Raw genomic sequence first — 12,514 nt, 5'->3', positions numbered from 1 at the left:
GGCGTCTCTATCCATCAAAAGCGCAACGCAACTGGAATCCGGCTTTTCGGCCCTTTGAGATATCTGGCATGAATTGCGTAGAATCAATGCTCAGTGACGGTCTCTGGCCCGCGCAGGCCGAGAAGCGATTGCGCTAAGCGCCGGACAAAACGCGACAATATCGCGCCAGAGGCAGCGAACTAAAATATTGATATAAAATGGAAAAGTGCGTGGTGCGCCACGCAGTCTGCGGCGCACGGGTCTCTGTGCGCCTGATCCCATTTATATGGGAAACTACTGGGAACAGAGCCGCTTTGGCGCCCTTAATGGCATCGGTGTCAGCAAAGACCCGAGCAAATCAGCCCGATTACTGGGCCGTTCCTATATCGCGCCGCGCTGGGAACCAATTCATCGTCTTGTGCGAATGTGACGGCCGGTGGCGTTGTTTCTGATGTGTTCTCACAAAAAGAATCTAGACAAGAGCCGCCGGGACCCATAACCAACATGCGTTCTGCTTAGGCAGCATTTTCCACCACGGAAATCGGTCTTGAACTCGATTTTTGAGAAAGGTGAATTATGCCTAAGAGAAAGCCCGTTTCGCAAATCCCTAACCGTATGCTCGCGGTCGAATACCGACCGATCGACGAGCTCATTCCTTACGCTAACAATGCACGTGTGCATTCGCGTGCGCAGATACGGAAGCTGCAGCGAAGTCTGCGGCATCACGGCTGGACCAATCCGATTCTAATTGATGACGCTGGCAACGTCGTTTGTGGCCACGGCCGGCTCGAAGCCGCGCGCCGCAACGGCGAGACGGTTGTGCCGGTGATCAGTCTGGGCGCGATGAGCGAAGTGGATCGGCGCGCCTACATCATCGCCGACAATAAGCTCGCCGAAGAGGCGTCCTGGTCGAAAGCGCTGCTGCGCGCTGAGCTTTCGGGGCTGATTGAGCTTGGCTATACTGTCGAGCTCACCGGGTTCGATACGTTCGAGATCGATGGCTTCATCAACTTCGACGAGGGTGAAGAGCAAAGCGGCGAGGACCGGGTCGATTTGCCCGAGCTGACCAAAGTGTCGGTTTGCCAGCTGGGCGATCGCTGGACGATTGGCGAGCAAGCGCTGATCATTGGTGATGCGCGCGACTCTGCCGTTATCGAACGGCTGCTTGCTGGCGAGCGGGCGCAGATGGTGATGATCGACCCGCCTTATGGATGTCGGATCGCCAATAATGTGTCGGGCAATGGCAAAGTGCGGCACGGTAATTTTGTCATGGGCGCGGGTGAAACCTCGCTCCCCGAATTTGGCCGCACCTTGTTGCGTCCGGCGTTCGAGGCGCTGAAAGCACATTGCGACCCCGGTGCCATCGGCTTTGTGTTCATGGACTGGCGCGGCGCGCCCTATATGCTTGAGGCGGCGAACGGCGTGTTCGATGAACTCAAAAATATGATCGTCTGGGTAAAAAATCCGGGGCTTGGCGGCTTTTATCGCTCGGCGCACGAGCTTTGTTATGTGTTCAAGGTGAGCCCTGGAAAGCACAAAAGCAATATCGCGCTCGGTCAGCGAAATCGTTCAAACGTTTGGCGCTATCCCTCGGCCAATGTGTTCCGCGCCGGCCGGATGGAGGATCTGGCCGACCATCCCACGGTCAAGAACCGCTTCATGATCCGCGATGCGATTCTCGACGTATCGCGCCCGGGCGATATTGTCCTCGACAGCTTTGCCGGATCGGGCACCACCGCGATCGCAAGCCATATGGCCGGGCGCCGCGCCCGGCTCGTCGAACTCGATCCCACCTATGGCGATGTCATCTTGCGGCGTGTGAGCGCGGCGGTTGGCGCCGAGCCGCTGCTCGATGGCTTGACGCCGCTCGCCGAGGTCAAGGCCGCGCGGCTGGGAGCCGTGTCATGAGCGCGGGCGCAGGGGACCCGCCCTTCGGCCGTGGGCGGCGCAAGGATGGCCAGCCCTTTGCCAAGGATAATGTGGCCGAGGATGGCAGCTATATCGTCGGGCGCAATCGCCCGCCGGAGGCGGGGCGGTTCAGCAAAGGCGATGGCCGTCCGCGCGGACGGCGCAAACAAGGCGTCGAAAATGTCGACAGCTTCTTCGAGCGCGAGCTTCGCCGCAAGGTGACGGTGCGTGAGGATGGCAAGGAGCGCAAGGTCACCAAATCCAACAGCATCGATATGCGGCTGATCCAGGAAGCGGTCATGGGGGATATCCGCGCGATCGAGCTGGTCGATACGCGCCGCCGCCGTATCGAGGCAAAACGCGAAGAGCATCAGCGCCGCTTCCACCGATTAAGCGATGCCGAGATTCTGAACCGCTATTTTGAGCAGCTGTCCGCCGAGCGGGCGGTTGATCCGAGCCTGTTCGGCGATCCGCTCCCCGAGGACGCAGCTGGCGACGACGGCGTAAGCGATAGCAAGGCCCAAGATGAGGGTACCCAAGCGGGTGACAGCGGGGAGGGAAATCATGGCTGACGTTGATGTCGATGATGCCATCTCGGCGATGCTGCGCCAGGATTTTGGCTTCTTCCTGCGCATGGCGTTCGCCGAGCTCGGCGGGAATAATGATTATGAGCATAATTGGCATATTGATGCGATCATCCACCAGCTCGACCGTGTCCGCTCCGGCGACAACCGCCGGCTGATGATCACTATCCCGCCGCGGCACCTGAAGACGCGGATCGTGATTGCTTGGTGCGCCTGGATGCTCGGGCATAATCCGGCGTTGAGTTTTCTATGCCTGAGCTATGGCCAGCAACTCGCCGAGGATCATGCCTATGATTGTTTGCGGATCATCCAGAGCCCTTGGTATGGCCGTGCCTTCCCGCGGCTGAAGCTCACCAGCCGTGCGCTCGCCCATTTTCGCACGAGCATGGGCGGCGGGCGCATGTCGAGCTCAATCAAAGGGGCGACCACGGGCTTTGGCGCGGACATCATCATCGTCGATGATCCGCTAAAGGCGCAGGATGCGCTCTCGCAGCTCGCGCGCGACGAGGTTAACGACTGGTTCGACGGGACCTTGTCGCAGCGCCCCAATAGCCAACACAAGGGCGCGATGATCGTGATCATGCAGCGGCTGCACGCCGCTGACCTCGTCGGCTCGCTCAAGCAGCGCGGCGATTTTGAGGAGCTGTGTCTTCCCGCCATCGCGGTCAAGGATGAGGTAATTCCGCTCACCCGCGGGCGCACCTATCAGCGCCGCGCGGGCTATGCGCTGCATCCAGCGCGCCAATCGCTCGCCTTCCTCGAACAGCGCAAGGCGCAAAGCCCCTATGTCTTTGCCGGCCAGTTCCAGCAGGACCCGATCCCCGAGATCGGCAGCATCATCGAGGCGAAGTGGCTCTTGCGCTACGACCGCGCGGCGCTTGATCTTACCGAAGGCCAGATTGTCATGTCGCTCGACACCGCGAGCAAGGATAATCTCTACAATGACTACTCCGCCTTTGTGGTCGCCCGTTACTATCGCAAGCAGCTCCATCTCATCGATGTCTTTCGCGCGCGGCTCAAATTTCCCGAGCTCACGGCCAAGACCATCGAGCTCGCGCGGCTGCACAATGTCGACGTTCTCCTCATCGAAGATGCGTCGTCGGGTCAGCAGCTCATCCCGCAGCTGCATGCCGATGCCCCCGATGGCGTGCCCTTGCCGACGCCGCGCCGCCCCTATGGTTCCAAGGATGAACGGGTCCATGCCGCCAGCGCGCTCATCGAGGCGGGGCGATTGTTCGTGCCCGAGCAGGGGCATTGGGTCAGCGATTTTTTGGGCGAGCTGCTCGGCTTTCCGAGCGCCGCGCATGATGACCAGGTCGATGCGCTGGCGCAGCTTCTCCTCTGGGTGCGCGACATGGACCGGTACCGCCTGCCCATCAACGAAGGACCCATCGAAATGTCGGACGACGCGCAAGGTCTAGCCATCGAAGACGATGACGATATTGATCCTTGGGCTGCTTAATTGGGCAGATTTGGCGGCCAGCAATAGCGTTTGGGACGAGGCTCAGTTCGCATTGAGCCCATGAACGCGCGTATGCAGCCGCTCCTTCCAGCTGGCCTCGAGCCGGATGATGTCGGCGGCCTCCAGGTCGGGCGAGGTGCGCTGCAAGATGCTAAAGCTTAGGTCAGCAGGATCGCTGCGGCGCAGCCGCGCATTGCCGCCATGGCCGCTCTTGGCATAGCTTTGCCAGCGGCCGAAGATATTGTCGGTGCCATAAGCCGAGCCGACATAGCCCGCGCGCCGATTGCTATCGTAGATGTAATAAATGCCGCGCCATTGTGACAAAGCGGCCTGCCACGCGCGCGGCAGGCTGTGGAGCTCGGCATGGGTGAGGATGATATCCTGCCAGTCGGGCATAGCGCGCACGAAGCGGCTCTCGCGCTCGATGGCGATGACGGGAAAGCGCGCGCGGTCGGCCTTGCGCCACCAGCTTTGATAAGGCTTTGGCCAGGCGACCATCAGCCGTCCCGACCAGTCGGCAAAAGCATCGAGCGCCTCCAGCTCGAACGCGAGACAATTGCCCATGTCGGGCGTGCGGCCCGCCATGCCGAGCGCGGTCAGCTCGGCATTGCCTGGGAAGGCACTATAGCCTGCAAGGTCGAGCTCTTCCCACCCGTCAATGCGATAGATGCCAGCAAAGGTCGCGGTCGCTGGTTCCTCGCCGACGAACGACACAATATGCGTAGCCCGCGTCATGGCCTTCTCGAGGCTCGACCATTGAATACGCTGATAGGTGAGCCACAGCTCGGGCCGCTCGGCGACCAGCCAGGGCAATACGCGCTTGAGCTGCTTTTCAATGGGAGCATGGCGCACGACCAAAGTGGAGGCCGGGTCGAGCCCGGCTTGTTCCAGCATTATGGTCAAATCGAGCATGCGGCCTCGGTATCACCTACATATTAAAGGTGATAAACTGAACCGCACCGCATCGCCAATGCTTTGTGCATGGATATGCGCAAGCTTGTTGGCGACAATTGCGCCCGGATCAGGAAAGCGCGCGGCTGGACGCAGGAAGAGCTCGCCGAACGCTCCGGGCTGTCGCAGCAATATTTAAGCGATCTTGAGCGCGGCAAGCGCAACCCGACTATCGTCACCATCTATGAGCTGGCGCAGGCGTTCGGGGTCAGCCATTTGGAGTTGGTGACGCCGTAGGAGCGGCTGTTGCTGACGATGCCGCATAACCTTTCTTTGATTGTTCCGATATGGAGCAAATATTGCGCGCCGATTTTGGGCTTCAGCGCGAAAACAGCAAATATCCGCAAATGCAAATTGGCCGAATTCTGTTCGTTTCGGTGCAAGCTGCTGATTTGAGACAAAAGTCACGTTGACACGCGCAATGCATCGACGCAGCCTTGACCCTCAGACGGAGTCGCGGTGCTGCCTTNTCTGTTCGTTTCGGTGCAAGCTGCTGATTTGAGACAAAAGTCACGTTGACACGCGCAATGCATCGACGCAGCCTTGACCCTCAGACGGAGTCGCGGTGCTGCCTTGGGCGGGAGAGTTGCGGATGTCGAAGTCGATCAAATTGCTGTGCGCGCTAGGCGCTCTGGGCCTTGCGGTTCCAGTACAAGCTGCTGAGACTATTACCTACACGTATGACGCCAAAGGCCGCCTCGTCAAAGTCGTGCGCACCGGCACGGTGAACAACAATGTCACGGTCGATTATGAGCATGACAAGGCGAACAACCGTACGCGTCTGAAGACGACAGGCTCTCCCAACCCGCCACCCTAGCGCCCAGCCAGCAGTGGGGTCGAGGTCAAGCAAGCGGGGAATGCGATATGGCGGTGCGGCAGCGGGGCGAGGGTGAAGCAAGGGCGGCTGGACCGCGGTTCATGTTCAATTGGCTCGCCGCCTTATTTGCTGCTTTATCGCTGCTAGCCGTGTCTCCGGCTTTTGCTCAAGTCCCACCCCCGCCCCAGCACGATAACCGCGACGATCATGGCGTCGACCGGGTCACCGGCAGCTTTGCCCGCGACATTGTTGAGGGTAGCATCGGCGGTGACGGCGGCGTCACGATGGTGCGTCACTATAGTGGCGGCACGCGCGACAATTGGTCGGGCGAACTCGTCCGCACGGCATCGGGTGCAACGCAATATGCGCACGTTACCTTCGGCAAGATGTCCGACCGCTTCACCAATGTTGGCGGGGTTTGGGTTGCGGATAAAGCCAATGGTGCGACCCTCGTCGAGAATGTCGCCAACACGCAGTTCACTTACCGCGCGCCTGATGGCACCACCATTACGTACATCTCGCCGCTAGCATTGACGTCCACGACGCCCGGTGCGGTCATGTCGGTTCCGCAATGCAGCAACAATTATTTGGGGGCGCTGCTCTGTGCCGTGCCCACGCAGGTCGTGCGCCCTAGCGGAGCCCGTTACACGCTGACGTGGACGACGCCCGAAGGGTGTCTCTATCCGCAAGGCGGCTTCGGCTGGGAAATTCCCGAAGAAGATGGGCAGGTGCAGTGCTCTGTCTATTACCGTCTGTCCGACGTGCGCAGCAACGCGGGCTATGCGATGAAACTGAAGTATCAGTCGAACGCCGGCCCAAGTGGGACCAGCGGACAATCGCCGCCGCCGGGTTGGTTCAATCGCGCCAGTCTGCGCTTTATCGACCTCAGCCAAGCCTATTGCGATCCCACAGCGTTCAACTGCGACGCCGCACCTGGCAGCTGGGCGACAGTGACCTACAATATCCCCTCCACCGGCGTGCTCGAAATCATCAACAGCCAATCGGGCACCTGGCGCGTGGACAATAGCTCGGGCACGCAGACGCGCATCCGCCGTCCCGGCGCCAGCAGCGATACCACCATCGCGACCCGCGACGGCAATGGCCGCACGACCTCGGTCACCGATGAGGGCGCGAGCATCACCTACAACTGGACGGTTGGAGCTACCACCACCTCGACCGCCACCACCTCGGCTGGCGAGACCAACCAGGTCACCTCGACCCCGGCGGCGGCGCAGCCGACGGCGGTGGTCGCAGGCACGACCGGCACGACCAGCTATATTTACGACGCCAACCAGCGGCTCACCCGCGAGACCAATCCCGAGGGCGATTATACCGAATATACGCGCGATGCGCGCGGCAATGTGACGCAGACGCGCCATGTCGCGAAATCGGGCAGCGGGCTCGCCGATATCATCACGACGGCGAATTATGACGCGACCTGCAGCAACCCCGCCAAATGCAACAGCCCCAATTGGACGCAGGACGCGCTCGGCAACCGCACCGATTACACCTATGATGCAACCCACGGCCAAGTAACCCGCGTCCAGTTGCCCTCGCCTGATGTCGATGCAGCGGGCACCGAGACCGGCACACGCCCCGAGATCAACTATGTCTATACGAACCTGTTCGCGCAGGTGAAGGATGCCGGCGGCAATCTGGTCAATGTGGCGCAGGCGCAGGCCAAGGTTACCCAGATCACCGCCTGTGCGACCGCCGCGACTTGTGCGGGGACCGCGAACGAGACCAAGGTCACCATCGAGTATAACACGCCCAACCTGCTCCCCTCCAAGGTTACCACTTCATCGGGCGATGGCGCGCTGAGCTCGTCGGTCAGCTATGCCTATGATGCGCGCGACAATCTCGCGAGCATCGATGGCCCGCTCGCCGGGACCGATGATACGACGACGTTCATTTACGACAGCATGGACCGGCGGCGCGGCACGATCGGCCCTGATCCCGATGGCGGCGGCGCGCGGCTGCGTAGCGCCGAACGGCTGACGTTCGACAGTGGCAACCGCGTCACCAAGGTTGAGACCGGCACTGTGACTGCTGCAACCGAAGCTGCGCTCAATGCGATGACCGTCTATCAGACGCTTGACATTGTCTATGATGCCAATGGCAACAAGCTCAAGGAGACGGCCTCGGGCACCGCCGGTACGGTGAGCGTCGCACAATACAGCTATGACGCCGACAACCGGCTGACCTGCACCGCGCTCAGGATGAACCCGGCGACCTGGGGCGCGCTGCCCGGTAGCGCCTGCACGCTGGCGACCACCGGCAGCGCAGGGCCCGATCGCATCACGCGCAACACATACGACAATGAAGGCCGCGTCACCAAGGTCGAGACCGCTGTCGGCACGGCGCAGGCGAGCGACGAGGTGATCACCGCTTACACCGCCAATGGCCTGATCGATCATGTCCGCGACGGCGAGAACAACCGCACCACCTATATCTATGATGGCCACGACCGGCTCTCTCAAACTCGCTATCCGGTGACGACCAAGGGCGGCGACTCCAGCAACGCCAGTGATTATGAGCAGCTGACCTATGATGCCCGCAGCAGTGTTATCCAGCGGCGGCTGCGCGATGGCCAGCTTATCGGCTACAGCTATGATGATCTTGGGCGCAACATTGCGGTCGACGTACCGAACAATGCGCCCGAAGTGTGGGACCGGACCAGCAGCTATGATCTCTTGGGGCGGCTGACGCAGTCCGCGCAGCCGAACAACTATAATGTCAACTTTACTTATGACGCGCTAGGTCGGCAGACCTCGGAGGGGCTGAGCTTCCTGTCGTCAACCACCACGCGGCAATATGATACGGCAGGTCGGATGGTCGCAATGACCTATCCGGGCAGCGGCCTCACCATCAACTATGATTATGATGTCGTCGGTAACGTCACTGCGATCCGCGAGAATGGTGCGACCTCGGGCGTCGGGGTATTGGCGAGCTATCAGTTCGATACACTCAGCCGTCCGACATATGTTGTGTTTGGCAACGGCACTGTGCAAAGCTTCGTGTATGACGCGGCCTCGCGAGTAGCCGCTGCCTCGCATAATTTGTCTGGCACGGCGCACGACATGACTCGTGACTTCACATACAATCCAGCAGGCCAAATCGCCAGCGTGAGCCGAAACAACGACATCTATGCGTGGCAAGCACATTACAACGTCGATCGCAGCTATGTGACCGACGGGCTCAACCGGATCATGAGTGCGGGCGGGGCCAGCTATACGCATGACGCGCGTGGCAACGTCACAGGCGACGTCGTGAACAGCTATAATTACTCAGCGGAAAATCGGCTGGCATGGGCGACGACGCCGACCGGAGTGCCGCATCTTGCCTATGAATCGACCGGGCGACTGGCGTTGGTCTACAACACGCCTTCGCCGGTGCGGTTTGAATACTCAGGGCTCGATCTGATCGTCGAGCGCGACATCAACGGCGTGCTGTTGCGCCGCTACGTCCACGGCCCCGGCATCGACAATCCCATCGTGTGGTATGAGGGCAGCGGCACCAGCGACCGGCGGTTCCTGATGGCCGATGAGCGTGGCAGCATTGTCAGCATCAGCGACAGCACGGGCGCCATCATCAACATCAACGCCTATGACGAATATGGCATCCCCGCGCCGGGCAATGCCGGGCGGTTCGGCTATACCGGACAAATCTGGCTACCCGAACTGAAGCTGTGGTATTACAAAGCCCGCATGTACAGCCCCACGCTCGGCAGGTTCCTCCAGACCGACCCCATTGGTTATGGGGATGGGATGAATTGGTACAACTATGTTGGTGGGGATCCTGTGAACGGGGTGGATCCAGAGGGGCAGGCAGGCGTGCCGGTGGGTGAAGGCGGACCGTCATTTGATATGCCTGAAGCGTCGGAGAGGTTCTTCATGATGCGGCAGATACCTGAGAGCTGCCGGGGGCCGCAGCCCGCACCTCATTGCGAGAAGTATTTTGATGATCGCAAATGGTATGACCAGCCTTTGGTGCGAAATGGACTTGGGTGCCTTGGAGATGGCCTATGGGGCGCGGCAAAAGGAACGTTTCTCGGTGGACTCGTTGATGTTGCAAAAGCTGCTGCCGATAAACGATATGGCTATTCTGGCGATAATCCGGCAGGCGGCCTCAAGCGCTCAAAGGGTGCGCATGCATTGCGAATTGTCCGAGCGGCAAGCGTTACACCTGTTGGCGCAGCAATTGTCGCAGGTGCAGGTGCAATTGAAGGCGTTTACGAGTCGTCCAGCTGTAGAGCTTTGTTTTGAAAAATTCACTTGGCATATACTTATCGGGCCTTGTGCCATATTTCGTAGCCACTTACTTTGGGCTTCGATTTGGCCTTAGGCTTTCCGTCATGGCTGCATGTTTGAGCATGTACTTCTATATCGTACATCATAAGATCAGTGAAGATAATCACAGAAAAACGTCTGTGGCAGTAATTTTGCTTGCTTTGTCAATTACAGTTTTTTTTGTCGATCTATTATTTTTTGCGCAACCCAAATAGAATATGATCTGGTCAGTCTGGGTTACGGTGACAGGGTTAAGGGTTAAGGGTTACGGGTTACGGTGGGTTGGGTTACGGTGACACTTTACTAAACCCATATCTCGCTCGCGCATTCTCATTGCATTGGTTGGCGGCATTCTCCCATCCATCGACCCGCTGCCATCCCGGCGATGGTCGCAGCGCAAGCCTTCCTACCTCCACAACGCAGCCGCGTCGCTGCCCAACACGGGCACAAGCCACAACCCGAATCGCATCCCCTTGCGATGACTCAGTCGAAGCGCCGATTGCCGTTGAAATGCGCGGCGCTTCAAGACCGCTAGCAACCGTAAAGAAATCGGCCATCTGCGGTCGTATGGCTGCAGGATTCGCTTCCGCCTCCCCCTCACCCTTTGCCTGATTTGGCGCAAACTGCACCACATCGCTCCTCAACAACCAGGCCACCTCCCGCGCGCTGTAAAACGGTACCCCACTAGCCCGCCGCGCCTCAATCGCCAGCACCAGCGCATCGCGCTCAACCCCAGCCATCATCCCCGGCTGCTCCTGCGCCAATCGATCCAGCGCCGCTACCATCGCCTCACGGCTCGCGCGATTCAGGTCTATCTGCTCGGCCTCGTTCGACAGCGCGAGCGTCACCGTTATCCCATCAATCTCCACCGTTCCCTGCGCAGGCAGCTTCCACCACCAGCTCGCCGGCCCTGCAAACAGCCGGTCGGCGTTGACCGTCGCAATCGCGCTCGCAAGCGCATGGCGCAGCCGCAGCGCGTCGCCGCCATCGCGTACATCCTCGGCGCGCTCGCGCGTCTGCGCGAGAATAAGCGCGGTGAGCACGCCGGCGAGCAGCAACAGCCACAGTGCGCTGATCAGCACATAGCCGCGCTCGCGCTGGTGCAGATGCGCGTTAGGGCGTAGGCGGCGGCGCAACGGGCGACTGCAGCTGGGTTTCGCGGGCGCGCTCGACGAGCGGGCGAGTAGCGTCGAGCGCGCCCAAAAGTTCATCGACCACCGCGCCGACATTTTCAGGGGAGCGGATAACCGTGGGGGTCAAAAGGATGATGAGCTCGGTGCGCCCGGCAAGCTGCTCCTGCCGTCCGAACAGCCCGCCGATGATCGGGATTTGGCTGAGAAGCGGAATGCCCGACCGCGTGCGCGCCGAGCGCTCACGGATCAGCCCGCCGAGCGCGATCATCTGGCCCGAGCGCGTCGCGACCGTGCTCGACAGGCGACGCTGCTGGATGGTCGGGGAATCGAGGCCCGAGGTGGTGGTCTGCGCGACCTCGCTAACCTCTTGGGCAATATCAAGTGTCACCGTGCCGCTGTCGTTGACGCGCGGCGTGACCTTGAGGATCACCCCGGTATCGCGCAGCTCAATGGTGTTGACCAGCGGCGCGCCGGGCGAGGCCACGCCCTGCTGCTGTTGGGTGACGATCGGCACTTGGTCGCCGACTTGGAGCTCGGCGGTCTGGTTGTTGAGCACCATCAGCTTGGGCGCCGAGAGCACGCGGACATTGGTCTTCGACTGGAGCGCGTTCAAAACCCCGGTGATGTCGCCAGTGAGCAGCGATACCGAGAACCCCGGTGCCTGCGCTGCTGGGGTCAGCGAGTTGTTGCTCGTGTTCACTATCGTGGCATCGCCGGTAAGCGCGCGGAAATTGATGCCATAGGCAAAATCATCGCCGAGCGTGACCTCGGCGAGCGTGGCTTCGATCAGCACCTGCGCGACCGGCTGGTCAAGCTTGGCGAGTGCGTCGCGGATAAATTCATATTCTTCGCCGTCGGCGTAGATGAGCAGCGCATTGGTCGCTTCATTGGGGACGATGCGCGGGCCGCCGCTGCGCGTATCGCCGCTGCCCGAGCGGCGCGTCGTCACGGGCGGTGGGGCAGCGCTGTCATCCGACGCACCGCCGCCGCTGGTTGGCGCAGACAGCAGGGGGGCCGGGGCATCGTCCTGAAACGCTGTCTCGTCGGTGCCGCCGCCCACCACGCGCTGGAGCGCGCCGGCGATATCGCGCGCGCGCCCGTGTTGGACGGCATAGCTGTAGAGCCGTCGCTTGCCTGCAACCCCGGCGTCGAGCCGCCGGATCCAAGGCTCGAGACGGCTGATGTCAGCGCGATTGGCGGAAATGACCAGCAGCGAGCGCAAGCGCGGCAGCGGCACGACGCGCACGCGCGAGCCCAAGATATCGTAGGGCGGCTGGAATACGCGGCCGAGTTCGTCGACGAGCGTGTCGGCATCAACATTTTCGAGGCGATAGAGCTCAAACTCCATGCCCGCTAATGTGTCGACATCGAAGCGCGCAATAATCTGGCGC

9 protein-coding genes are annotated in these 12,514 nt (G+C 60.8%); 6 read left to right on the top strand and 3 right to left on the bottom strand.

Annotation, left to right across the window (positions count from 1 at the left end; all coding sequences use genetic code 11):
- The first annotated feature begins 555 nt into the window (after positions 1 to 555).
- Genes AC2TC0_RS15885 through terL form a run of 3 tightly spaced genes read left to right on the top strand, consistent with a single transcriptional unit; the run spans position 556 to position 3,933 of the window.
- A complete protein-coding gene (locus AC2TC0_RS15885) occupies positions 556 to 1,887 on the top strand; it encodes a site-specific DNA-methyltransferase (protein WP_484718425.1) in 1,332 nt (443 codons plus the stop codon).
- Complete coding sequence (locus AC2TC0_RS15880; protein ID WP_484718424.1) at positions 1,884 to 2,459, top strand: DUF5681 domain-containing protein; 576 nt, start codon at positions 1,884 to 1,886, stop codon at positions 2,457 to 2,459. Before AC2TC0_RS15885 ends, AC2TC0_RS15880 begins: the two co-directional genes overlap by 4 nt.
- Positions 2,452 to 3,933, top strand: a complete 1,482-nt coding sequence (gene terL / locus AC2TC0_RS15875; RefSeq protein ID WP_484718423.1) for a phage terminase large subunit — start codon at positions 2,452 to 2,454, stop codon at positions 3,931 to 3,933. Before AC2TC0_RS15880 ends, terL begins: the two co-directional genes overlap by 8 nt.
- Before the next feature lie 42 nt (positions 3,934 to 3,975).
- On the opposite strand, the gene AC2TC0_RS15870 is transcribed toward terL, so the two are convergent.
- On the bottom strand, positions 3,976 to 4,845 hold the full coding sequence (locus AC2TC0_RS15870; RefSeq protein ID WP_484718422.1) for a GIY-YIG nuclease family protein: 870 nt from the start codon (positions 4,843 to 4,845) through the stop codon (positions 3,976 to 3,978).
- 69 nt (positions 4,846 to 4,914) lie between these two features.
- Between AC2TC0_RS15870 and AC2TC0_RS15865 the strand changes: the two genes are divergently transcribed.
- The 3 genes from AC2TC0_RS15865 to AC2TC0_RS15855 all read left to right on the top strand — a co-directional run bounded on the left by AC2TC0_RS15865 (position 4,915) and on the right by AC2TC0_RS15855 (position 9,966).
- On the top strand, positions 4,915 to 5,121 hold the full coding sequence (locus AC2TC0_RS15865; RefSeq protein ID WP_484718421.1) for a helix-turn-helix domain-containing protein: 207 nt from the start codon (positions 4,915 to 4,917) through the stop codon (positions 5,119 to 5,121).
- 355 nt (positions 5,122 to 5,476) lie between these two features.
- Positions 5,477 to 5,701, top strand: a complete 225-nt coding sequence (locus AC2TC0_RS15860) for a hypothetical protein (RefSeq protein WP_484718420.1) — start codon at positions 5,477 to 5,479, stop codon at positions 5,699 to 5,701.
- 101 nt (positions 5,702 to 5,802) lie between these two features.
- On the top strand, positions 5,803 to 9,966 hold the full coding sequence (locus AC2TC0_RS15855; RefSeq protein ID WP_484718419.1) for an RHS repeat domain-containing protein: 4,164 nt from the start codon (positions 5,803 to 5,805) through the stop codon (positions 9,964 to 9,966).
- A gap of 311 nt (positions 9,967 to 10,277) precedes the next feature.
- Here AC2TC0_RS15855 and AC2TC0_RS15850 read toward each other — a convergent pair whose 3' ends face one another.
- Together AC2TC0_RS15850 and AC2TC0_RS15845 are read right to left on the bottom strand one after the other, a co-directional pair.
- On the bottom strand, positions 10,278 to 11,126 hold the full coding sequence (locus AC2TC0_RS15850; protein ID WP_484718418.1) for a hypothetical protein: 849 nt from the start codon (positions 11,124 to 11,126) through the stop codon (positions 10,278 to 10,280).
- On the bottom strand, positions 11,104 to 12,514 hold a 1,411-nt coding region (locus AC2TC0_RS15845), incomplete at its 5' end, for a secretin N-terminal domain-containing protein (RefSeq protein WP_484718417.1). The genes AC2TC0_RS15845 and AC2TC0_RS15850, both read right to left, overlap by 23 nt.

Source organism: Sphingopyxis sp. sgz302558 (genome assembly GCF_057220455.1).
Note: the sequence above shows the minus strand (reverse complement) of the source record. Positions and strands in the feature narration are given on the sequence as shown.